The organism is Pseudoalteromonas sp. 31A1, assembly GCF_011378815.1.
Lineage (GTDB): Bacteria > Pseudomonadota > Gammaproteobacteria > Enterobacterales > Alteromonadaceae > Pseudoalteromonas > Pseudoalteromonas arctica.
The window spans coordinates 42,200-65,538 of record NZ_WTKY01000011.1 but is presented as its reverse complement, the minus strand read 5'-3'; the positions used below and the strand labels follow the sequence as shown (position 1 = coordinate 65,538).

Here is a 23,339-nt window from a genome sequence, read left to right as displayed (position 1 = left end):
GTGAACCTTAGCTATAAAACATATCTTGCTAAGATTCTCTTAGTATTCAACCTGAAAGTGTACTAAGGATATTTTAGTTTTACCTGAATTTATACTTAAATCTAACTTTTTCACTTTTCTTCTTTAAAAAATGCTTGGGATCTAGCAATCTATGCCTATCATAAAAAATTGTAGCCTTCTCATATGGAACTTGTTTGTATATACATTGATGAATATAAAGGTATTAAAGATCTCTTCGTGAATCTGAATCAAAACTTCATCTGTGATTTCGATAGACCTCATATTCGTGTAAAAAAACAGCATTGTAAGTTTAAAGAAAGATATTATCGTGGACAAAATATAAAACTAATAATAGGTAAAAATGGGGCAGGTAAAACATCAATTTTAGAGTTCATTGAAGGGGCTTTTAGTGAAATTGTAGGAATTGGTGCAGCTGTTTTCTGGAATGACGTTGACTCGAAGTATTATGTAAAAAATAACTCTTTATCAGAAGCTTTCCTTAATGGCAGCCCTATTAATGAGTATGAGCCAAACAATAGGACTAGCCTACTTTTTATAACCAATCTTTTTGACTTAAATAAATTTGCTTTTAATGAACGCAGTAAAGAAAAAAAGAATGTATTAAAGTTATCTTCAAATAAATTTCTTGAGAAAAGAGTAACAAAGAAAAAAATTCTTATGGCTGAGGTTGCTAGGGAATTAAAGTATGCTGAATATATCAACTATCAAAAAAAAGTAGTTGGAGCACCCTTATCATTTAGGTTCCACATTCACCCCTCAAGTAAGAATTACCTTGAACAAGCAGTAAATAAGCTAACTAGTGATAACGTTTCTACATTGATGAAAAATCGAGATTTCTATCATTTAATCATCGATGAAACTGAAAAGAGCCAAGCTGCTGTATTAGTAAACGAGATAACATTCTCGATAGATAATATTTCTAGAGAAAGGCCGATAACTAGTACAATAATAAAAAAAGCCTTAAGTAGGTACATGCAATCACCCTACAAAAACATCAATAAAAAACAAAGACTCAGTGATGATACATTTTGGTATATATATAACTATTTAATAAGTGATTTCTTAAAAAAAGCCTCTTTGAAAATAAGTGAGCCGAATGAAAGGGCATGGTTTTATATAAATGTAATTTTCCAAGCTTCACTTTCTGAAGAAAAAATCCCTGAAATTATCAATCAACACATTGATGAAAATAACCTACTAAGTAAAAGTGATCCTATTGAAGACATAATTTATGAGTCCGAATCTTTTAGAGATAACTTAGAAGAAATGACTCAATCATTGCTAGATAACGATATAAATATTAACTTTGATACCAAATACATTTCTTTCGATCTTAAGGATAGCCAACTAATAGCCGACATATCTGAAAAATTTAACAAACTAAATTATTATACCGCAGATAACTTTACATATGGTTGGTATGCTCTTAGCTCAGGTGAAGAAGCTAGATTAAAGCTACAATCTCGTATTTTCTCTGGCATCGAGCAGCTAATTTCACAAGGTTATTCAAATATCCAATTACTTGTAGATGAAATAGATGCCTACCTTCACCCTGAGTGGCAAAGAAAAGTTGTTAGTGAGGTTATTGATATAATAAATCATTTTAAAGATCACAATGGGCTTAAACGAGCAACCATAAATACAATTTTGACAACACACTCTCCTATCATACTAAGTGACTTTCTACCCGATGATATAGTTTCAATTATTAAGATTGATGGCAAAATAACTCAGGAGAAATCAAATGGCTTCGGTACCAGAATAAACGACTTATACCTTGATGGTATGCACTTGGACTCTACATTTGGCGAGTTAGCCAGAGAAACTATCGAGCAACTATTTTTAGCTAAAAAATATAAAAACATTAGTTCGTTTGATAGATACCTAATAAAACAAATACCAGATAAAGACATTCAAGAAATGTTCCTGAAAAAAAATGATTAAAATTATTCCTGTTAAATGTCCAGACCTCACAGCTCAATACAAAAAGTTTGTCGTTGCAGAAACTTTAGTTCCTAGTATTGATAAGCTAGCTGAGTCAATACACGACAAAGAAGTTCGTAAAAGACTAATTACTTATTTCTCAACAAATAAGCTAGAAAGCATTACATTTGAGGAAGCCCAAAATTTACACTTAGTTATCACTGATACTTATGAAAAATTTCCTGAGCTTTTAGAATATTACTGCCCTGAACTCTTTCTGACAAATCTTAAACTAAATTATAACTTACTAGAAATTGAAGCTTTAAAGCTCACTGCGGCAAAAGAAAAAGCCAAAATTAATGTTTTATTTGAAACGACGTTAAAAAATCTAAATGACTTTTTCATCAATAATCCAAGCAGCTTTCTAGAGAAATCCCTTAAGCTCAATCGTAGAGTTAACAGAAAAGCATCAGAAAAAAGAGATGCATTAGTAGAGCTAAGTAATTTAAAGCATGGTAAAACAAGCTTATCTAAAGGGCTAAAGTTTATACCTCTATGGGTAATAGAGTTTTCAAAGGTTTTTAAATACGACATTATGGCTCAAAAATTCGGTTACGAACTGATTAACGAATTGAAAATTTCGGTGTGCCCATATTGTAATCAAGAAGACATTACTTCTATTTTTGATAATGATGCTAGGTACCGTCCAGCATTCGATCATTTCTATCCAAAATCAAAGTTTCCATTTTTAGCAACTACACTTTCAAATCTAATTCCTGCTGGTGAACGTTGTAATGAGAGGTACAAAGCTTCAGTGTCTACTTTGGGCTATGCAAATCCTTATGATAAATCAATAGATTATCAAAAGCCTTTTTTCAAATTTAATATAGCAAACTCTAATTTTTATGATAAAAACCTTGAATTAAAAGATGTTGAAGTTGAGTTGATCATTAGAGATGAGTCTATTAAGAAAAATTCTAAGTTGTTTAAATTAGAAACAATTTATAACGAAGAAAAATTTAAAAATGAATTTTTAAAAGTAAAAAAGAAGTATAACTTTATCAAAGAATGTGGGGGTAAGTTTTTAGACTTAGTGCACTTAAGTGAGAATGATCATGAAAAAATAGACTTGCACTTTGGTATTAATATTAAAGCTTCACCCCGAAATGAAAATTTACAAGTACTCAAGATAGATTCTCTCAATATGATTGCCAAAAGTAAAATTAGACTAAATGAATGATGTTATAGTTTATAATTCAGTACTAAAATATAAGTTTTTATTTCCTCAACAACTGACTAATAGGCATCTTGTCAGTAAACTTGGTCGCTATAAATGGGTCTTCGTCTTGGGCGCTTTCAGGTTTGTATAGTGAATAGCGTTCGACTTCACTTGCTGTAATTTCTGCAACGGGCAAGGTAAATAGGTTTGGTAAATCAGGAAACAGTACTTCAAATGCTTTGACTAAATGCTTGGTTGTGAGGGTTTTTGCGTTATCCATTAATGCATAAAGTACGGCATCATCTAAAAAGTATTTTAATGTTCTAAAACAACCTTTTGATAGTGAGAACAAAGCAAATACTGTAGCTTGCTCACTTAAATTTGGCTTTTCGGTAAATGGCATACGGTTGGCTAGGCCAATTATTAATTGCACAAAATGCTTTGGGTTTTCTGATAATTTAAAATAAGGCAGCTGTCGCCTTACTAATAAACGAGATGACCACTGAGGCTCGTCTGCTATTTTTTCTGCCCACGGCATCCCTACCAATACAATTGATACACCCGCTTCGTCGTTAATGTATTTTAATCGGTTGGCAATCTCGCGGCGCTTTTTACCTTGGTTGTGCTCAATTAGCTCTTGAAACTCATCAATAATTATAAGCTCTGTACCACACGTTTTTAGACACTTTATTAATGATGTCGTTAACCGAGTACCGTTTATTCGCAATTTCCGCTCTGTGCTACCTACTTGTCCTAAGTCTTTAAGAAGCTCGGCTAAAGTAGATTCTAGTGTCGGATTGCTAGGTATGCGGCTTACTAATACAGGGTGATTCATCACTCCATTAATAAATTGCGGTAAATGTCGTTCTTTATATTGCTTGATCAGTGCCGTTTTGCCTGTGCCTGTATCGCCATTTAAAAGCATGCAGGGCTTTTCGCCCGCTAACCCTTTACCAAGTCTTAATCTGTCGAAGTCGTTAAATACGGTGCTTATTATTGGGTATTCAATAAATACATCGCGAAATTCATTAAGCTTTTCTTTTTGTTTATCGGTCAGCATAATTAAAATCCATCTAGGTCTGAGATAAAGTCATCCCAGCTATCAGCTGGTTGCTCTTTAGGTGTAACCTTTTTGGTCTCTACAGATTTGCTCTGCGTTATTGATTTTTGTGAGTCACTATTTACATTTTGATGCTTAGCTAATGCTTTACCCCCTTTTACCTTTGAGTTTTTTGGCGCATTTTTTAACGCTTCAAACTCGTTTTGAATTTTATTATGAATAAACATACGCGCTTTTGCTAAGCCTACATTATCGATAGAGCCCGAAATAAAATCGCGATGAATGCGCATATTTATTTTATGCTGATTCAAACTTAAATTTTGGGCGTAACCGTTTGGATCTATGCATGGCACTTTTATGTAATGCTCTAGCTTATCGAGGTAAACGTATATATAAGAAATATCATCGGGGTTTAATTTAATTAAAACTTCTTGAGATACTTTGTGGCTAAACTGCTTTCTATAGTTCGCCAGTTCAGTACTGTCGTAGCTTAAGTTTTCTAGCCGTATTCCACCTTTACGAAGCACACGATGGTTTGAAATACTGAGCACAACATCTAGTTGTTGAAGATCAGCATCACTCAGCATTGTTGGTGGTAACGTACTAAATCCTTGATCCCACAATTGGCTTGGTATGTACTTAAAGCGGCTGTCGGCATCTTGATGGTAAACGTCTACTACCCATTTATGAAATAACTGCATAAATGTCGTAAAACGCATGATTGCATCTTTTTTGGGATTGTATTCATGCTTTTGTAAAATGTTAGAAAAGGTTTTGCCTGGGATCGGATCTAGTAACTCAGTGTTAATAGTGCCAAACATACGTTCTACAAAAGGTTTAAGCCAAGGCTTCTTCGTTGGGTTATATTGAATGTTAACTCCAATTTCACAAACAGCAAGCTCAAGATTGTTACCCCAAAACTCTCTTCCATTATCAGTAACGAGCGTTTCAATTTTACCTGCACACTTCCACTCATTTACCGTATCAGGGTATAGCTTTGCCACTTCACTTTTAGGTTTCATGGCATTCATCATCGCTCGCCTTACTGCATCATAACAGGGTTCGCTGAAGCTAAAGTAGTAGCCAACAATACAATGGCTATACACATCAACTAACATGGTGAGTGTCGGCCGACCAAGCGGGATATGTAGCTCATCATCTAATAAAATAAGATCAAGCGGTGTATGGTCAATTTCAACTTTTTCGAGTACTCGGGTAGGCCGTGTATGCCCTTCTACTTTATTAAAAGCAATATCAGCAAGGCGCTTACCATAACGAGCAACCATCACGTCGTATTGCGGTAAATTATCGACTCTATTTTTAAATGCTTTGTATGTTAAAGGCTTTAAATCACTGCCAACAACACTGTCGTTTTCAATAACAACTAAGTCTGCATAATACTTATAAGCCGAAGCCACCGATGGTTTTTCTTTTACTAAGTAACGCTCAAGTGCTTTTTCAAAAAACTTATCGGTGGCTGTATCGCGCTCCCTGTTCCCCTTTTTTTGGTGGCTTGGTATTAGCGCCATGATATTTTTATCCGCATTGGTATAAGCGCTATACCATCGTGCAGCTGTTCTCCAGCTGGGCTTTTTCTCTCCCTCAACTTCGGGCATTACTTTTAATAAAGGCTCAAGGTTTTTTTGTGTCCAACCGCCTTGAATGTTAGCCTCAAGCCATTGAATATATTTAAGCTTAGCAAATGTTGTTGTTTTAATTTTTTCAGGAAGGGCTTGTAAATCTTTGGCGTAATTTTGAGGTGATTTGGTTTCTACTTTTGGTAATGGCTGGTTAAATTCATCATCAAACAAACCGTCATTAAACATTGTTAGACCAAATTGCTGTTTCTATTGATATTTCATTAGTAGTTAAATCGGCAAATAACTGCCCTAATGATAATAAGCGTAGCACCGTAGCAAGTAGCTCACCGGCAGTTACTTTTAAAAAGCTAACTAACTGGCCCACTTTAATAGAGCCGTATTGCTTAACAAGTGCTAACACTGATGCTTGCAACTCTGTTAAGGACTGAAAACCAGAATAGCGATGCAAAAGCTTTAAATTATTGAGTGTTGGGTATACACGGATTTGTTTATCAGTAACCAGTATTAAGTCGCGTCCATCTTGTTTAGCGATGGCTTGCTTTTCAATAAAACGTGCACGAAAGTCCTCTTCGGCAATTTTACTTTGCGGTTTTACTTCAATAAATTTTTGCGTGCCGTCTGTATGGGTAAGTAAAAAGTCAGGTGTGTAACGGCAAATACGTTTATCGAACTCATATTCGTAACCTAGTGGTTGTGCCTCAAATGCGGCTATTGATGGTGAAAATTCAAAATGGAAACAGGCATCAAACTCTAAAGAGGATTCAACTAAACAGGTAGATTTATTTTTTTGACTAGCAAATTTATGGAGGTTTTTAACACGGGAGTGTTTAAGTTTTCTTCTGTACATGTGAGTCAACCATCTAACCATTTGGTTAAATACTAGACTATGCCACCTTATACTTCCAATTTATGCCATCTTTTAGTACAAATATGTCAACTTATACTTCAAACAACACCCAAATGAGGAATTTGGGTGGCAGTCTTACCAGCCACATCTCGGCACACACGTCACAAACTGTGGCTGCTCCCTTCCGGGCCTGACCAGGTTCGCCTGCTAGTGTTGCGAGAGGACCAATAAGACTACCATTGAGGGCCTTGGTTGGCGCGGGAGGGATTATCTCTACTTTTGCTCTGTTATTCAAGGGATAATCTAAAAAGAAAGTGCGATTGCATACTTCATATACAATCGCGGCGTATTTAGCTATTTTAGTGCGTATTAATTGTTCTCTAACTGCGCTTTTATATTACGTAATGCTGCTTTTACTTTTTTCATGTTTTCTGGACCCATACGTAAAAGCTGCTTTTGTGCATCTGGTAATTGCTCCCACTCCGAAAACGCATACTGGTAAGTTACTGAATCACGAAGTAACGGCAAGTCACCTTCAGGCTCTGGCGTATCAAGTAATAAATCGATTGCATCGGTTAGCGTTTGATTAAATTCGTCATCGCCGTAACCAATTTCACTGTATGCATTATTAATAAGTGGCTTGTACTCTTCGTACATGCGAACGGCTTGCGCTGCACTCATACTGGTAAATATTTTCACATACGGTGTATAACGCTCGTAGCTGTTAGGGTTAATCGTTAAGATATCACCTTCATTCACGCTAAATTTTTCTTCTGGCTGTACAACAGGCATGTGTTTTTTAGCTATTTTTCCTTTTGCTAAGTTATCTACATATACCACACCACGACGAATAACATCGTCGGTCACCATTAAGCTCATTACTGAGTCGCTTAGGTACTCGTCCATTTTAGCAACAACAACTGCATCACTTTCGTTAAGCGTTGGTAGTGGCTCTACTTCTGGCACAGGCTCACTTGGACTTTGTGCTGGTACTTCAAGCTCTGCTGGCTTTTCTGGATTTACAGACGGCGCATCTACCACGGGGTCGTTCTCGGGTTTAAGCTCCATCATAGGTTGTTCTTTAACTGTGGGCTCTACCTCAGTGCGTGTTGCTTGCTCGTCACTGGGTGTTAGCAATACGAAGGCGGCCGCACATGCTACGACTATTAAAATAATAACGGCGAAAAGAATATTGTTATTAGGTGGACGTTTTTGAACATCTGATGCTTCTGGTTTATCTGACATACGAACTCCATAAAAATTAAAATGCGATATCACTTAGAGTACGCTAAGTGGATTAAATTCATTCTTACACAAATACTATTACATTTTATAATACGGCAATTATAGCAAAGTAAGTTAAGTACTAAATTGGGTGATTAAACAATGTAATAAGTATTAGGGCAGTTATCCTTTGATTCTTCTAGCTTAAAGACTTACAGTTAATAAATAAAGTAAAGACGTAGAACAGTTTAACCACCAATATGAAAATCAAGCAAGTTGATCCACAAAAACCTAAAATTGCCTTATTACTCACAGGTGGTGGCGCACGTGCTGCTTATCAAGTGGGTGTCCTTAAAGCGCTAGCTCATAGTATGCCTCGTACTGCTCCATTGCCATTTAGAGTAATAAATGGCACCTCTGCTGGGGCTATTAACTCAGCTGCGTTAGCATGTTACGCCTCCTGTGCGCATTTGGCTGTACGAAAGCTTGAATCAGTTTGGAAAAACTTTTCAACCTCTATGGTCTATAAAAGTGATTTTTTAAGCGTATTTGGTCATATTGCGCGTAATATTTTAACGAGCTTTCAGTCAGAACATATTAACCATCCACCAGCGAGTTTGCTAAATAATCGCCCTCTACGTGGTTTGCTCAATGAGATTTTAGACTTACACCGGATAGAGCGTAACTTACACCGAAATTATTTAGATGCGCTTTCAATTACGGCTTCTAGTTATACCACGGGCGACTCTGTTGCGTTTTTTCAATCAAATACACAAACACCATGGCAACGCGCTAAACGCGAAGGCCAAGCTACGCGTATTAACGTTGAGCATTTAATGGCATCGAGTGCCATCCCTATGGTGTTTCCAAGTGTAAATATTTATAACCATTACTTTGGGGATGGCTCTATACATCAACTTTCTCCGCTGAGTCCGTCGATTCATTTAGGCGCTGAAAAAATATTTATTATTGGGGTCGACCAACCCAAAGAATTACACCCACCGGGTTACTCGCCACATTATCCGGGTCTATCTGCTGTTGCGGGACATTTACTCGATAGCGTATTTACCGACACAATGCAGTCGGATTTGGAGCGTTTGGAACGTGTAAATCGCACTTTAGGACTATTACCTGCACGCGATAAACACCAAGAGCTAAAACAAATAGATACCTTTGTTATTAACCCTTCGCAAAACTTTAATGCTATTGCTGCGCAGTATTACGACGATATGCCGTGGGCGATTAAAGTATTGCTGCGTACAATCGGTGTTAAAAAACATTCGCAATCGAGTTTAACCAGTTACCTATTGTTTGAAAAACGCTACACCCAGCATCTAATGCAAATTGGCTATGAAGATGGCATGGCGCAGTTACCTAAAATGCGTGAGTTTTTAGAGTTAGATTAAGCCCAAACAGGCACGTTATTCTATTCCGTCGAGCAGGTAGTGCTCTACCCGCTCTACTCGCCTTGGTTTACCTTGTAGTACTAAAACGTCGTTAGCTAACAAGGTTGTTTGCGCTGATGGCGTGTCTATTTCGGCTCCTTCTCTGCGCAGTGCTTTTACGAGTACTCGACGTTTTTCTAAATTTAGATCTTCAATTGTTTTATTAACCGCATAAGCTTTGCTTGGCAGCGCAACTACATGTAAGTATTCTAATCGTTCACTTGAGGCATCTTCGCTATCTTTAAAATACCCTGCGTAAAAGCTTTGCATTAACGGATAACGGTTTCGACGCTCTTTACTCACTCGGCGCACAATACGTGTCATCGGTACGCCCGACATAGACAACACATGCGACACGAGCATTAAGCTCGCCTCTAACGACTCTGGCACTACTTCGGTTACGCCAAGCGCTTTTAAATAATCGAGCTGGCTATCGTCACGAGTTCTAATAAGTATTTTAACGTTAGGCGCTATTTGTTTTATGGCATCAATAACAACTTGTGCGTGATCAAGCTCTGTAAAAGTAATAATAACCAAGCGAGCTCGCTCTACTCCTGCGCACTTTAAAATATCTTTTTGTTTAACATAGCCAAATATAACAGGCTCACCTGCAGCTTTGCCTTCTTGAACAAGTATTGGATTGCTTTCAATGGCAACGTAGTCTATTGCTTCGGGCTTTAAAAAACGCGCTATAGTTTGCCCAACACGCGAAAAACCACAAATAACAACATGGTCACTGTAAAGCGTACTGCTTTGTGGCTCTGCTTCTAATGCTAAACTTGGACGATCGAGTATGCCCAAACGATTTAAAATAAATGGCGTTTTATCAATCAAAAACGGTGTAAGCGCCATTGAAAGTACACCCAACGCAATTAAAAATGAGGCTTGCTCTGAGTTTAATAACTGATGCTGCCCAGCAAGTGCAATAAGTACAAAACCAAATTCCCCCATTTGCCACAGCATGATGCCACAGGCGAGTGAATCTTGGTTTCGTTCATGCATTAGCCGCGCACTAAGTGCGACTACTGTAATTTTTAATACGAGTAAACCAAGCAATGCGCCAACAATTATTACTATATGCGCCAGTACAAATAAAATATCTAACTGCATACCCACAGTGACAAAAAACAGCCCCATTAAAATATCGCGAAATGGACGTATATCGGCCTCTAACTGATGCCTGTAATGGCTCTCACCTAACATCATTCCCGCTAAAAAAGCGCCCAATGCCATAGACAAGCCAAACATATACGTTAAAAAGCCCGCAAATAACGCTACTAATATAGTGGTAAGCACAAATAACTCATCGGTTCGTACTTGCGCTATTTCTTTAAACACAATGGGCAATACCCATTTACCAATTGCCCAAAGAAGCACGCATACAAATGCGCCCTTACTTAGGGCAAACGCTAAAGCCCAGCCAATACTTTGAGAGTCGCTTGATGCAAATAAAGGAAGTATTATTAATAGAGGAACAACAGCAATATCTTGAAAAAGCAGTACACCAACGGCCAATTGCCCACGGCGCTGATTAAGCTCACCCGTTTCTTTTAATAGCTTAACCACTACAGCCGTAGAAGAAAGCGCCATAATTGTACCAATGGTAAAACTGGTGAGCAGGGAAAAGTCTAAACAATATAAAATAATAATGAAGAGTAAGCTGGTTATACCTACTTGTAACGAGCCCAGCCCAAATACTAGGCTTCGCATTGCCATTAGCCGCGAAATAGAAAATTCTAACCCCAAACTAAATAACAAAAACACAATCCCAAGCTCTGCTACAAACTCTATTTCATGAGATTGCGCTAGCCAACCAACACCATGACTACCGGCTAAAACCCCCGTTGCTAGGTACGCCAAAATAGGCGGCAAGCCAATGCGTTTAAAAAACCACACAAAAAGAACTGCTGCCACTAGCAAGCCAAAAATTTGAACGTTAATACTCTGCAAATTCGGCCTCACGCGTCAATTAAACCAAGGGACTTACTTTAAATATAGCAACCTTCTGTTTTTCAGCCAGTTTTAAAATATGGCACAAAAATCGCTTAGTAATTGCAAAGTAACACCCTCGGGGGAGAATTTAATGGAAAACGTCCATATTTTGACGCAGCGTGTGTCTGGTCGCGGTGATTTTTTGCCGTTTTCGGCTGAACATTCGCCAACAAATGAAATAACAGAAACACATAAACTCGTTACAGAGCTACAAACTAGCTTAGTGATTGAGGATGTTTTAGCTATATACGCAAAATTTACAAAACAATTGTTAAATTTCTCTGGTTTACAGTTTCAGTCAACACTGGGAACTACACAAACATCACAGAGTGATACAAATAGTACACCCTATATTTTTGATTTGGCGATTGGTAAAGAACACTTAGGGCAACTAATTTATTTTAGTAAATTCCCGCTTGGTCAAGCCATTGAGAAAAAGCTACATACTTTGCATACTGCGCTGGTTTATCCACTTCGTAATGCGATGATGTATAGCCGAGTATTAAAGCTTGCCACAAAGGATGCATTAACCGGCTTAAATAACCGTAGTCAGTTTAATGACTTTTTACTGCAAAAACTTGAAAACTGCCGTCGTTACCAGCGTCCATTTAGTTTAATGCTGCTTGATTTAGATAACTTTAAACAAGTTAACGACAACTTTGGCCATAAAATTGGTGACGATACACTTAAAGAGTTTTCAAAAGTACTGTGTAGCAGCATACGCGGCACTGATTCGGTATTTAGATTTGGTGGTGATGAGTTTGCTTTACTTATTGAAGACCCTGAGTTTACAACGAATAAAGTGATTGCTGAGCGGATAATGTGCTTAGTAAGAAAATCGCCCCTAATGTCTAAGTATAAAGTAACAACCAGTATTGGTTTTACTTTAGCTAACAGCCAAGACAGCGAAACTGAAATATTTGCTCGCGCCGATAAAGGTTTATACAAAGCAAAAGCATCTGGCAGAAACTGCGCAAAAGCATATTAGTCTTTACTTAACTGCATTAAATAAAAAGCCTAGCTTCCCCCGCTAGGCTTTGCACTTACCAAATTATAAATAAACAACGCGGCACAAAAACCAAAAAAGAATCCGCTAATTAAATTAAGTAATGCAGTAATAGTAGCAAGCGGTGTAAATAATACTAAAAGCAGTGGCAGGCTCACGCCTAAAATAAAAAACAATCCACCTTTACCTAACCAATAAGCTAATAAAAGCACTGCAGATACAATTCCACCCGCAACTGCATAACCTAGCGTAACTATATTTAGCTCAAGTAAAATATTAGCAATAATAGCTATAACGGCCGTTATTAGCATACCCACTGGCGCTTTAGTAACTAACGACAAACCAACATGCGGCTGTTTACTCATTTATTTACACTCCCAAAAAATACCATTTTCATCAATATGCTTAGCACTTATAAAATAACCAACCACTTGAACTAATTCATCATTATAAAAAATAAGCGGCACACTGGCGCGAAGCCAGGGCGCTATTTTTGCATCTTTAAACCAATGCTTAACTGTATTACTACCAGGCTTTTTAAGTGGTTTAATGCGTGCGCTATTGCAATCAAAACGCACTATTACTTGCTCATTAGCGTGTGGAGGTCTTACTCCACAACCGGTGCTTTTAATTAATAAGCGCCCGTCTGCCAGTTTTAGCTGTGAATGATTCAGCTCAATATCTGTTAACACTTCACTTGGTGTTACAAAATACAAATAACCTTGATGACGACGTATTTGCCCATCGAGCAAATCAATACGCATTTGTGCATCGTTTTTTGCGCACATTGCTTGATTAATAATTTGCTCGAGCTGCTTTTGCGATGGCATCACTTGTGTAAATAGTGCAAGCCACGCACGTACTATATTTGCAATGCGCGCTGCGCTGTATTCGCTTATCTGGCCAATGCAAAGTGCTTGATGCTCGTTAATACACTTATTTAAATCAAGCTGAGTATATTCATCAAGTAATGTTTGTTGCTGCTGTAGTAGCTCAATACTTCGTGCAGTGCATTGTTCAAACCCATTAAAGCGCTCAGCTAACACAGGTACTATTTTCGATCGTAAAAAATTACGGTCAAAGCTTTCATCTGTATTAGAGTCATCGGTTATGTGGTTAATATTAAACTGCGCTGCAAACGCTTCTATATCGCTGCGCGTTACACTTAACAATGGCCTAAAACATATACGCCCACTTTGCAGCAAGCGCTCTTTATACATAGAACCAAGCCCTTTTAAACCTGAGCCACGCTTTAAGCGCAGTAAAAACGTTTCTACTTGATCGTTTAAGTGTTGGCCCAGTAAAATAATACTGTCTTGTGGGCTTAGCTCATCAAGTGCTTTATAACGGGCGTCGCGTGCTTGGGCTTCAAGACTCGTGCGCGACTGCTGCTCAATTACAACTTTCGCAGCTTCAAAAGGCACATTAAGCTCAATGCATACGTTTTTGCAAAAGTGTTGCCAGTCATCAGCATACTGGCTCAAGCCATGGTGGACATAAATAGCCGATACATTAATTGCAGGGTTATCTTCTTTTAAAGTGCGCATTAAATGCAACAACACCACAGAATCAACGCCACCAGAAAGCGCCACTGTAAAAGCGGTGTTACCTTGCTCAATATAGCTATTTAATGATTTTTTTAATTGCTGATAAATTGCTGATGTATGCATATGGGCGCACTTTTATATAAAAACTCTGAACATTTTAAAGTAAAAAAGCCGCATAAGCGGCTTTTTTTTAACATTTAATCTGTTTAGCAATAACCAAACGACATTAAACGTTTGTAACGTTGATCAAGCATTTCTTCAAGCGTAAGCGCTTGTAGGTCTGCTAAGTCACGTTTAAGGCGAACTTTTAAGTTACGTGCCATAGCATCGTAATTGCGGTGCGCGCCACCTAGAGGTTCATCAATTAAGTTACTGATTAAATCTAGTTCTTTAACTCGCTCTGCGGTTACACCCATTGCTTCTGCTGCAAGTGGGGCTTTGTCGGCGCTTTTCCAAAGAATAGACGCACAACCTTCAGGCGAAATTACAGAGTAAGTGCTGTACTGCAACATGTTAACTCTGTCGCCAACACCAATCGCTAATGCACCACCTGAACCGCCTTCACCAATAACCGTACATATTGTCGGCACTTTAAGTGTCGCCATTACTTTTAAGTTACGCGCGATTGCTTCAGATTGACCACGTTCTTCAGCGCCAACACCTGGGTATGCACCCGGCGTGTCGATAAAAGTCATGATTGGCATTTTAAAACGCTCAGCCATTTCCATTAAGCGTAATGCTTTACGGTAACCTTCTGGCTTTGGCATACCAAAGTTGCGTTTAATTTTTTCAGCAGTGTCACGGCCTTTTTGTTGGCCAATAACCATTACTGGTTCGCCATCTAAACGCGCAACGCCTCCTAAAATAGCCGGATCGTTAGCAAAAGTACGATCGCCAGCAAACTCGTCAAATTCCGTGAAAATGCGCTCGATATAATCTCGAGTGTAAGGACGCAACGGATGACGTGCTAACTGTGATACTTGCCAAGCGCCTAAATTAGAAAAAATCTCCTGTTTTTGTTTGGCACTTTTTTCTTTTAATTTGCTGACTTCCTCTTCTAACTCAAGGTCTAATTCGCCAGCGCGGCTTATATTTTGTAATTCTTCAATTTTTGCTTCTAATTCTGCAATTGGAAGCTCAAAATCAAGATAATTGAGGCTCATGCTCTAAACTACCTAATTAGTTAAATTCTAGTTCTACATCTTGCGCAGCCATTAGTGATAACTTATGAATTAAGTCGTCACTTGGCGTAACACACCATTCGATCCCAAGAGTTAATTGCGCCAACGCATCTGGACGTTGGTAATAAACCTTGATCGGACACGTTCCCATTTTATAGGGTTCGAGTACTTTTTGTAATTTATCGAAGAAACCTGCCTCGACTTGCACCATGTTCAGCGTCATTTTAATCGCTTTAATACGCTTTTCACGCGCTTGAGCAATGGTGTTTATTTCTCTGGCGGTCATTGTAATACCACCGGAGAAGTTATCAAAGCTGACCTGTCCAGATATTACCAAGATATTGTTAACTTGGAGCATATCTTGGTACTTTTCAAACTCGTCTGAATACAAGCGTACATCAATCCGTGCACTCTTGTCATCTAAAGTTACTAAGGCCCAACGATTTCCTTTTTTGTTAATTAATACCCTAGAAGCAATCACCAAACCTGCGGCTGTTGCAAATACATCGCGGTTCGTTGGCTGTAAATCAACTATTTTTCCGCTGGTATAATGCCTAAGTTCACGGCGGTACTGATTTATCGGATGCCCAGTTAAATAAAGGCCTAGCGTTTCTTTTTCGCCTTCTAACCACTCGTTATCGGTGAGTCCTGTGGCTTTAATAAAGGCTTGTTCAACCTCATCAGGCTCGGTGGCTAATAAACCAAACAAATCACTTTGCCCTAACAGCTCCGCTTTATTGTGTTGGTCAGCCGCACGCATTGCATCCTTTAAGCTAGCTAATAATGTAGCACGCCCTGGTTGTGTTTTTTCTGGCCCTAACTTATCAAGTGCACCTGAATAAATTAATTTTTCGGTTACGCGTTTATTTAAGCGCTTTAAGTCAACTCGGGCACAAAAATCGAATAAATCTTTAAACGGACCACCTTTAGCACGCGCTTCTAGTATTGCATCAACCGGTGCTTCACCCACGCCTTTAATTGCGCCAATGCCGTAAACAATTTCGCCTTGCAGGTTTACTGTAAACTTAAACTCGCCTGCATTTACGTCTGGCGGCAATAAGGTGAGCTTCATGTTTTCACATTCATCCACCAAAATAACTATTTTGTCGGTGTTATCCATATCGGCCGACATTACTGCAGCCATAAACTCTGCAGGATGATGCGTTTTCATCCACAGCGTCTGATACGATACTAATGCATATGCCGCTGAGTGAGATTTATTAAAACCATAACCTGCGAACTTTTCTACCAGATCGAAGATTTTTATTGCGAGTTCGCCGTCAATGCCGTTATTTCTTGCGCCATCTTCAAATGTTGAACGCTGCTTTGCCATTTCTTCGGGTTTTTTCTTACCCATTGCACGGCGAAGCATGTCGGCGCCGCCTAGCGTGTAACCTGCTAGCACTTGCGCAATTTGCATTACTTGTTCTTGATACAAGATAATGCCGTAAGTTGGCTCGAGTATTGGTTTTAAGCTTTCGTGCTGATACTGCGCATCTGGGTATGAGATTTCTTCTCGGCCCAATTTTCGGTCGATAAAGTTATCTACCATGCCTGATTGCAGCGGACCCGGGCGAAACAAGGCCACCAATGCAATCATATCTTCAAAACAATCGGGTTTTAAACGGCGTACTAAGTCTTTCATACCGCGCGATTCTAGCTGGAATACAGCGGTTGTTTCGGCGCGAAGTAGTAACTCAATACTTTTTTTATCATTCAGTGGGATGGTGTTTATATCAACGAGGTCTTTACCTTGGCGCTCCATGCGCACGTTGGTCATTTCGACCGCCCACTGCAATATTGTCAGTGTACGTAAACCCAAGAAATCGAACTTAACTAAGCCTGCAGTTTCTACGTCGTTTTTATCAAACTGTGTGACCGGAAACTTACCTTCGTCATCGCAATAAAGCGCGGCAAAGTCGGTAATAGTGGTTGGCGATATTACTACGCCACCCGCATGTTTACCGGCGTTACGTGTACACCCTTCTAGAATGCGACACATATCGATTAAATCTTTTACTTCATTGTCGCCATCGTAAGCTTCTTGCAAGCGCGGTTCTATATCAAACGCTTTAGCAAGTGTCATCCCAGGATCGCCCGGGATCATTTTAGAAATACGATCGACAAACCCGTAAGGATGCCCAAGCACTCGCCCTACATCGCGTATTACCGCTTTTGCAGCCATGGTGCCAAAGGTAATAATTTGCGATACCGCATTACGCCCATACAAAGCCGACACGTGATCAATTACTTCGTCTCGTCTGTCCATACAAAAATCGACGTCGAAATCGGGCATTGATACACGTTCAGGATTCAAAAATCGCTCGAAAAGTAAATCGAATTCTAGCGGATCCAAGTCTGTAATTTTAAGTGCGTAAGCAACCAATGAACCAGCACCTGAACCACGACCAGGTCCAACAGGAATATTGTTATCTTTACTCCACTGAATAAACTCCATTACGATTAAGAAGTAACCCGGGAATCCCATTTGGTTAATTACGCCAAGCTCTATATCGAGTCGCTCATCGTATTCAACACGTTTTACTTTTCGCTCTTCTTCGTCGGGGAATAAAAACTGCAGTCGCTCTTCAAGACCATCTTCTGACACTTTAACTAAAAACTCATCAATCTTGAGTGAGCCAGTTGGGTAATCAGGTAAAAAGTAAGTCCCTAGCTGAACCGTTACATTACAACGTTTAGCTATTTCTACTGTGTTTTGTAGGGCTTCTGGAATGTCGCTAAACAGCTCAGCCATTTGCTCTGATGTTTTTAGGTATTGTTCTTCAGAGAATCGTTTAGGCCTGCGTTTATCGTCAAGCGTGTAACCATCAAAAATAGCAACGCGAATTTCGTGCGCTTCAAAGTTTTCAGGCTTTAAAAACACTACTTCGTTGGTCGCTACAACAGGTAACTGCTCTTTTGTAGCAAGCTCTACCGCCATGTGTAAGTAGTCTTCTTCAAGCGGTCGGTTAGTGCGAACAAGCTCAAGGTAATAGTTATCGCTGAAATGCTGCTTATAAAAGCTAACTACCGACTCAATAACACTTGGATTATTTTTTAGTAACGCCTTACCTAAGTCACCATCTTTAGCGCCAGAGAGAATAATTAAGCCCGTTTTATGCTCCACCAGCCATTCTCGGTCAATCACTGGGCGATGAAACACATGCCCACGTTGATACGCTTTAGATATTAATAAGGTAATGTTTTTATAGCCGTCGTTGTCTTTGGCTAATATAGTTAAGCGGCTTGGCTCGTCAGGAAATTCTGGGCTACGAACCCAAAAGTCAGCACCCACAATAGGCTTAATACCGGCGTTATGTGTTGCGCCATAAAAACGCACTAAGCCACAAAAGTTCATTTGATCGGTAATCGCAATAGCGGGCATTTGCAGCTCTTGCGCTTTAGCAACTATTGGCTTTGTTTTAGCAAGGCCGTCAACCATCGAAAAATCTGAATGAACTCTTAAATGAACAAAATCAGGAGCAGCCATGCTTAGCCCTCACCATTGGCTTGCGCCAATACACGCTGCACAGGTTTAAAGCTTTTACGATGCTCGTCAATTGCGCCGTACTGCTCAAGCGCTGCAAAATGTGCTTTTGTTGGATACCCTTTGTGCCCTGCAAAGCCATATTCAGGGTGGCGTTTATCAAGCTCAATCATTTCGTCATCGCGTGCTACTTTAGCTAAAATAGACGCCGCTGAAATTTCGGCCACTAAGCTATCGCCTTTAACAATAGCTTGCGCTGGCATAGTGAGTTTTGGCAAACGATTACCATCTATAAATACAAATTCAGGTTGCGTACTTAATGCCTCTACTGCACGGGTCATGGCAAGCATAGTCGCGTGCAGAATATTTAACTCATCAATTTCTGTTGGATTGCAGCGCCCATAGGCATAACACAATGCTTTTTCTTTTATTTCAATCGCAAGCGCTTGGCGTTTTTTATCTGTTAATTTTTTAGAATCCGCTAAGCCAGCAATTGGTTTAGTGGGATCTAAAATGACGGCGGCAGTAACTACATCACCAACAAGCGGGCCGCGCCCTACTTCATCTACACCGGCAATTAAGGATACATTAGGTCTATCAATTTGCATTTATTAACTCCGCCACAGCATTAGCTGCTTGTTCGCTGGCATTTAATCTAATTTTTTCGTGAATAGCTAAAAAGCGTGCTTTTAGCTCAATGTTATCGGTATTAAGCATTGGGGTAAGCGCATTGATTAAATTAGCCACATTACACTCACTTTGTAAAAACTCAGGCACTAGCTCTTCGTCTGCTAATAAGTTAGGCAACGAAAAATACTTAATATTAAACGTAAATAAAGTTTTAAATATCCAATAGCTCAAAGGCTTTATTTTATAGCCCACTACCATTGGCTTTTTATAAAGCATGCCTTCGAGTGTTGCAGTGCCCGACGCTAATAAAATAGCATCAGCAGCTTGCATCGCTAATTTTGATTGTCCATCAAGCAGGTTAACATTAAGGTTTGGCGCGGTAGCGTTTAATATATCAGTAAACTGCGCTTTGCGTTTTTCGTTAACCAGTGGCACTACAACTTTAAGATTGGGGTTTTTAGCTTGCAGCTCTGCAGCTGTTTTAATGTAAGTTTCGCTTAGTAAACCAACTTCTGAGCCTCGGCTACCAGGAAGTAACGCCAGTACTTTGTCATCAAGGCTTAAGCCGAGTTCTGCACGTGCTTTAGTATCGTCGTGCTCAAGCGCTATATCGTCAGCCAAGGTATGTCCTACAAATGTACATGGCACTTGGTGTTTATCGTAAAACTCTTTTTCAAATGGCAGTAACGCAAGCACTAAGTTAGTGGCTGCACTTATTGTATGTATACGCTTTTCGCGCCACGCCCAAACAGATGGACTTACATACTGTACTGTTTTAATGCCCGCATCTTTAAGTGGCTTTTCAACGCGTAAGTTAAAATCGGGTGCATCTATACCAATAAATACATCAGGTGGGTTATCTACAAAATGCTGCACGAGTTGTTTACGTATTTTAAGCAACCGCGGTAAACGCCCAAGTACCTCAACAAGCCCCATTACTGAAAGCTCATCCATGTCGTAAAGTGTTTTACAGCCTTGCGCTTGCATTTTAGGCCCTGCTATCCCTTCAAAAATAGCATCCGGGAAGTGCTTTTTAAGGGCTTTAATTAAGCCTTCGCCTAAAATATCGCCCGACAGTTCACCTGCCACAATACCAATTCGTAGTTGTTTTTGATCTTTATTCATTTGATTTTATTTCACAAGTAAACCAGGCGTTCATGAGTGTTAGTTTACCGTGTTTTACTGTTTGGTTAAACGCTTTAAATAACTGGTTTTTTATCACTAAATTTAATTTATTATATTGTTTGTTTTTAATACTGATGTAGCATATAAAATATATATTAAGTTTTACTAATATACATATTGACAAAAATTGCACAAACGTAAATAATATTACAAACTTTCAGTAATTACTGAAAGTTCATTGAAACTTAACTTTGCCAATAAAATATTGCCCTGTTAATCCGTCACTCTCAAGGAGCCAATAATGATAGATGAAACCTTTGTGGATCTATCGCGATTACAGTTTGCTGTTACCGCTCTCTTTCATTTCTTATTCGTACCGTTAACTATAGGTATGACCTGGATTTTAGTTATTATGGAATCGGTTTATGTAATGACCGGTCGCGAAATTTATCGTGATATGACTAAGTTTTGGGGAAAATTGTTTGGTATTAACTTTGCAATTGGTGTGGCCACAGGCCTTACCATGGAGTTTGAGTTCGGTACTAACTGGTCTTATTACTCGCATTACGTAGGTGATGTTTTTGGTGCTCCCCTTGCTATTGAAGGTTTAATGGCATTCTTTTTAGAATCGACCTTTGTAGGTATGTTCTTTTTAGGTTGGGACAGACTCTCTAAACGCCAACATTTAGGTGCAACCTTTCTAATGGCCATTGGTACCAACATGTCGGCGCTGTGGATTTTAATAGCCAATGGCTGGATGCAAAACCCGGTAGGTGCTGAGTTTAACTATCAAACTATGCGCATGGAAATGACCAGCTTTGCAGAGCTTGTGTTTAACCCTGTAGCACAAGTTAAGTTTATTCATACGGTATCGGCAGGTTATGTAGCTGCATCAATGTTTGTATTGGGTATAAGTAGTTGGTACATATTAAAAGGCCGCGACCTTGCATTTGCTAAGCGTTCGTTTTCGGTCGCTTCTGGTTTTGGTTTAGCGTCAATTTTATGTGTAATTTTACTTGGTGACGAATCAGGCTACGAAGTAGGAGAAGTTCAAAAAGTAAAACTGGCAACAATTGAAGCTGAGTGGCACACAGAAGAAGCCCCAGCTGCATTTACCGCATTTGGGTTTCCTGATTCAGAAGAGCAAGTAACACATGCTGCGGTTAAAATACCTTACGCACTTGGATTAATTGCAACTCGCTCGCTCGATGAGCAAGTTACCGGTATTAACGACCTAGAAAAGCAACACGAAGTACGTATTCGTAACGGTATGATTGCTTACAAATACCTTACAATGCTCAGAAATGGTGAAGACACGCCTGAAAATATAGCAACATTTAATACCCTGAAAGATGATTTAGGCTATGGCTTGCTGCTTAAGCGCTACACACCTGATGTTGTAGATGCTACCGAGGAGCAAATTCAAAAAGCTGTTAAAGACTCTTTCCCTAAAGTGGGCCCTATGTTCTGGTCATTTAGGATTATGGTTGCCTGTGGTGTGGCGATGCTTGGTGTATTTATATTAGCATTTTACTACAACGCACACCGTGTTATTGAGCAAAAGCGCTGGTTGTTATGGGCTGCTGTATTGAGCATTCCACTACCTTGGATAGCTATTGAATTTGGCTGGATAGTTGCTGAATATGGTCGCCAACCTTGGGCTATATCTGAAATACTACCGACCTTTTTAGCCACGTCGTCACTAACAATAAACGACATTCTAATTAGCTTAACTGGATTTATTGTTTTCTATACTGGTTTAGCCATTGTTGAAGGCTGGCTGATGATCCGTTTTGTTAAGCAAGGGCCAAGCTCGCTGCATACAGGTAAATACCATTTTGAGTTACCAAACAAAGCTGAGCAAACTAAAGGAGAGCAATCATGATTTTTGATTATGAAACATTAAAAATGCTTTGGTGGTTGATCATTGGTGTGCTGCTTATTGGCTTTGCTATTACCGATGGTATGGATATGGGCGTGGCTATGTTGCTTCGCCTAGTTGGTAAAACAGATTCAGAGCGCCGCACAGTAATTAATACTATTGGTCCGCATTGGGATGGTAACCAAGTATGGTTTATAACCGCAGGCGGCGCGTTGTTTGCAGCGTGGCCTATGGTTTATGCCGCTGCATTTTCGGGTTTTTACTTTGCCATGATGCTAGTACTATTCGCTTTGTTTTTTAGACCACTTGGGTTTGATTACCGCAGCAAAGTAGATTCAAAACGCTGGCGCAATAATTGGGATTGGGGCTTGCTTGCAGGCAGCGCAATTCCGGCATTAGTTTTTGGTGTTGCATTTGGTAACTTATTTTTAGGCGTACCGTTTAATATTGATAACCTAATGCGTGTTAGCTACCAAGGCTCATTTTTTGGCTTGCTTAACCCATTCGGATTACTTGCTGGTTTGATTAGTATTACCATGTTAGTTGCTCATGCTGGTATGTGGTTACAACTTCGTACAGCAAGTGCCGTAGCAGAGCGTTCGGGTCAATATGGTCGCTACTCTCTAATTGCATTTATTGTATTATTTGCAGCTGCTGGTTTTTGGGTTGCTAATTTAACGGGTTACCAAATTATATCTATGCCTGATACGCAAAGCCACGCAGACCCTTTAGCTAAAGTAGTAACAACAGCGCAAGGTGCTTGGTTAAGTAATTACAGCGATCGTCCGTGGACAATGACCTTCCCTATTTTAGCGTTTGCAATGGCATTAAGTGCTCTTATATTTTCTAAGTTAAATAAGCCAGCACTTGGCCTTATTTCAACAAGCTTAATGTTAATTGGCGTAATTATGACGGCAGGTGTTTCACTGTTCCCATTTATTATGCCATCAAGCAATAATCCTAATATTAGCTTAACAATTTGGGATGCGGTATCGAGCCATAGAACGCTCAATGTGATGTTTGTTGCAGTGTGTATTTTTGTTCCACTTATTTTAACTTACACCACCTGGTGTTACGTGAAAATGTGGCGCAGAGTGACAGTTGAAGAAATTGAAAATAACACTCACGGTAGCTATTAAGGAGACTAAA

The 23,339-nt window shown here is 39.3% G+C and carries 17 protein-coding genes and 1 other RNA gene; 6 read left to right on the top strand and 12 right to left on the bottom strand.

Features of this window, described 5'->3' with window-relative positions; genetic code table 11:
• Positions 1-183 precede the first annotated feature (183 nt).
• Positions 184-1,965 carry an AAA family ATPase gene (locus GQR52_RS11640; protein WP_165728549.1) on the top strand — a complete coding sequence of 594 codons (1,782 nt, stop codon included), beginning with the start codon at positions 184-186 and terminating at the stop codon, positions 1,963-1,965.
• On the top strand, positions 1,958-3,184 hold the full coding sequence (locus GQR52_RS11635; RefSeq protein ID WP_165728548.1) for a hypothetical protein: 1,227 nt from the start codon (positions 1,958-1,960) through the stop codon (positions 3,182-3,184). Before GQR52_RS11640 ends, GQR52_RS11635 begins: the two co-directional genes overlap by 8 nt.
• Positions 3,185-3,221: 37 nt before the next feature.
• On the opposite strand, the gene GQR52_RS11630 is transcribed toward GQR52_RS11635, so the two are convergent.
• The 5 genes from GQR52_RS11630 to GQR52_RS11610 all read right to left on the bottom strand — a co-directional run bounded on the left by GQR52_RS11630 (position 3,222) and on the right by GQR52_RS11610 (position 7,916).
• Entirely contained in the window at positions 3,222-4,223 is a 1,002-nt protein-coding gene (locus GQR52_RS11630; protein WP_165728547.1) for a TniB family NTP-binding protein, read from the bottom strand.
• A 2-nt stretch (positions 4,224-4,225) separates the two neighbouring features.
• A complete protein-coding gene (locus GQR52_RS11625) occupies positions 4,226-6,049 on the bottom strand; it encodes a Mu transposase C-terminal domain-containing protein (RefSeq protein WP_165728546.1) in 1,824 nt (607 codons plus the stop codon).
• Complete coding sequence (locus tag GQR52_RS11620; protein ID WP_165728545.1) at positions 6,042-6,671, bottom strand: TnsA endonuclease N-terminal domain-containing protein; 630 nt, start codon at positions 6,669-6,671, stop codon at positions 6,042-6,044. Before GQR52_RS11620 ends, GQR52_RS11625 begins: the two co-directional genes overlap by 8 nt.
• Positions 6,672-6,804: 133 nt before the next feature.
• An RNA gene (ffs, locus tag GQR52_RS11615) (signal recognition particle sRNA small type) lies at positions 6,805-6,901 on the bottom strand.
• A gap of 139 nt (positions 6,902-7,040) precedes the next feature.
• Positions 7,041-7,916, bottom strand: a complete 876-nt coding sequence (locus GQR52_RS11610) for a DUF3014 domain-containing protein (protein WP_101164364.1) — start codon at positions 7,914-7,916, stop codon at positions 7,041-7,043.
• A gap of 239 nt (positions 7,917-8,155) precedes the next feature.
• Here GQR52_RS11610 and GQR52_RS11605 point away from each other — a divergent pair, with 239 nt between their 5' ends.
• Positions 8,156-9,301 (top strand): patatin-like phospholipase family protein, encoded by a 1,146-nt coding sequence (locus GQR52_RS11605; protein WP_165728544.1) that lies wholly within the window; start codon positions 8,156-8,158, stop codon positions 9,299-9,301.
• Between the two features lie 15 nt (positions 9,302-9,316).
• Here the strand turns inward: GQR52_RS11605 and GQR52_RS11600 are convergent, their stop codons facing one another.
• Positions 9,317-11,290, bottom strand: coding sequence for a monovalent cation:proton antiporter-2 (CPA2) family protein (locus GQR52_RS11600; protein ID WP_165728543.1), 1,974 nt, complete (start codon positions 11,288-11,290; stop codon positions 9,317-9,319).
• Positions 11,291-11,423: 133 nt separating this feature from the next.
• Here GQR52_RS11600 and GQR52_RS11595 point away from each other — a divergent pair, with 133 nt between their 5' ends.
• Positions 11,424-12,320 carry a GGDEF domain-containing protein gene (locus GQR52_RS11595; protein ID WP_024590733.1) on the top strand — a complete coding sequence of 299 codons (897 nt, stop codon included), beginning with the start codon at positions 11,424-11,426 and terminating at the stop codon, positions 12,318-12,320.
• A 29-nt stretch (positions 12,321-12,349) separates the two neighbouring features.
• Here GQR52_RS11595 and GQR52_RS11590 read toward each other — a convergent pair whose 3' ends face one another.
• The 6 genes from GQR52_RS11590 to lpxB form a co-directional block, all read right to left on the bottom strand.
• A complete protein-coding gene (locus tag GQR52_RS11590; protein ID WP_165728542.1) occupies positions 12,350-12,703 on the bottom strand; it encodes a hypothetical protein in 354 nt (117 codons plus the stop codon).
• Positions 12,704-14,008, bottom strand: coding sequence for a tRNA lysidine(34) synthetase TilS (tilS, locus tag GQR52_RS11585; RefSeq protein ID WP_165728541.1), 1,305 nt, complete (start codon positions 14,006-14,008; stop codon positions 12,704-12,706). It abuts the gene before it with no gap.
• 83 nt (positions 14,009-14,091) lie between these two features.
• On the bottom strand, positions 14,092-15,048 hold the full coding sequence (gene accA, locus GQR52_RS11580; protein ID WP_007581016.1) for an acetyl-CoA carboxylase carboxyl transferase subunit alpha: 957 nt from the start codon (positions 15,046-15,048) through the stop codon (positions 14,092-14,094).
• 16 nt (positions 15,049-15,064) lie between these two features.
• Complete coding sequence (dnaE, locus tag GQR52_RS11575) at positions 15,065-18,556, bottom strand: DNA polymerase III subunit alpha (protein ID WP_165728540.1); 3,492 nt, start codon at positions 18,554-18,556, stop codon at positions 15,065-15,067.
• Between the two features lie 2 nt (positions 18,557-18,558).
• Complete coding sequence (gene rnhB / locus GQR52_RS11570; protein WP_010553737.1) at positions 18,559-19,161, bottom strand: ribonuclease HII; 603 nt, start codon at positions 19,159-19,161, stop codon at positions 18,559-18,561.
• Positions 19,151-20,308, bottom strand: coding sequence for a lipid-A-disaccharide synthase (gene lpxB, locus GQR52_RS11565; RefSeq protein WP_165728539.1), 1,158 nt, complete (start codon positions 20,306-20,308; stop codon positions 19,151-19,153). Before lpxB ends, rnhB begins: the two co-directional genes overlap by 11 nt.
• Positions 20,309-20,609: 301 nt before the next feature.
• Between lpxB and GQR52_RS11560 the strand changes: the two genes are divergently transcribed.
• Positions 20,610-22,193 carry a cytochrome ubiquinol oxidase subunit I gene (locus GQR52_RS11560; RefSeq protein WP_165728538.1) on the top strand — a complete coding sequence of 528 codons (1,584 nt, stop codon included), beginning with the start codon at positions 20,610-20,612 and terminating at the stop codon, positions 22,191-22,193.
• Entirely contained in the window at positions 22,190-23,329 is a 1,140-nt protein-coding gene (gene cydB, locus GQR52_RS11555; protein ID WP_165728537.1) for a cytochrome d ubiquinol oxidase subunit II, read from the top strand. Before GQR52_RS11560 ends, cydB begins: the two co-directional genes overlap by 4 nt.
• Positions 23,330-23,339: the final 10 nt, after the last annotated feature.

Coding starts and splice junctions, on each gene's coding strand:
- dnaE (WP_165728540.1), bottom strand. CDS start 18,556: ATGGCTGCTCCTGATTTTGTTCATTTAAGAGTTCATTCAGATTTTTCG.
- GQR52_RS11595 (WP_024590733.1), top strand. CDS start 11,424: ATGGAAAACGTCCATATTTTGACGCAGCGTGTGTCTGGTCGCGGTGAT.
- accA (WP_007581016.1), bottom strand. CDS start 15,048: ATGAGCCTCAATTATCTTGATTTTGAGCTTCCAATTGCAGAATTAGAA.
- GQR52_RS11630 (WP_165728547.1), bottom strand. CDS start 4,223: ATGCTGACCGATAAACAAAAAGAAAAGCTTAATGAATTTCGCGATGTA.
- lpxB (WP_165728539.1), bottom strand. CDS start 20,308: ATGAATAAAGATCAAAAACAACTACGAATTGGTATTGTGGCAGGTGAA.
- GQR52_RS11625 (WP_165728546.1), bottom strand. CDS start 6,049: ATGTTTAATGACGGTTTGTTTGATGATGAATTTAACCAGCCATTACCA.
- cydB (WP_165728537.1), top strand. CDS start 22,190: ATGATTTTTGATTATGAAACATTAAAAATGCTTTGGTGGTTGATCATT.
- tilS (WP_165728541.1), bottom strand. CDS start 14,008: ATGCATACATCAGCAATTTATCAGCAATTAAAAAAATCATTAAATAGC.
- GQR52_RS11560 (WP_165728538.1), top strand. CDS start 20,610: ATGATAGATGAAACCTTTGTGGATCTATCGCGATTACAGTTTGCTGTT.
- GQR52_RS11635 (WP_165728548.1), top strand. CDS start 1,958: ATGATTAAAATTATTCCTGTTAAATGTCCAGACCTCACAGCTCAATAC.
- rnhB (WP_010553737.1), bottom strand. CDS start 19,161: ATGCAAATTGATAGACCTAATGTATCCTTAATTGCCGGTGTAGATGAA.
- GQR52_RS11605 (WP_165728544.1), top strand. CDS start 8,156: ATGAAAATCAAGCAAGTTGATCCACAAAAACCTAAAATTGCCTTATTA.
- GQR52_RS11610 (WP_101164364.1), bottom strand. CDS start 7,916: ATGTCAGATAAACCAGAAGCATCAGATGTTCAAAAACGTCCACCTAAT.
- GQR52_RS11640 (WP_165728549.1), top strand. CDS start 184: ATGGAACTTGTTTGTATATACATTGATGAATATAAAGGTATTAAAGAT.
- GQR52_RS11590 (WP_165728542.1), bottom strand. CDS start 12,703: ATGAGTAAACAGCCGCATGTTGGTTTGTCGTTAGTTACTAAAGCGCCA.
- GQR52_RS11620 (WP_165728545.1), bottom strand. CDS start 6,671: ATGTACAGAAGAAAACTTAAACACTCCCGTGTTAAAAACCTCCATAAA.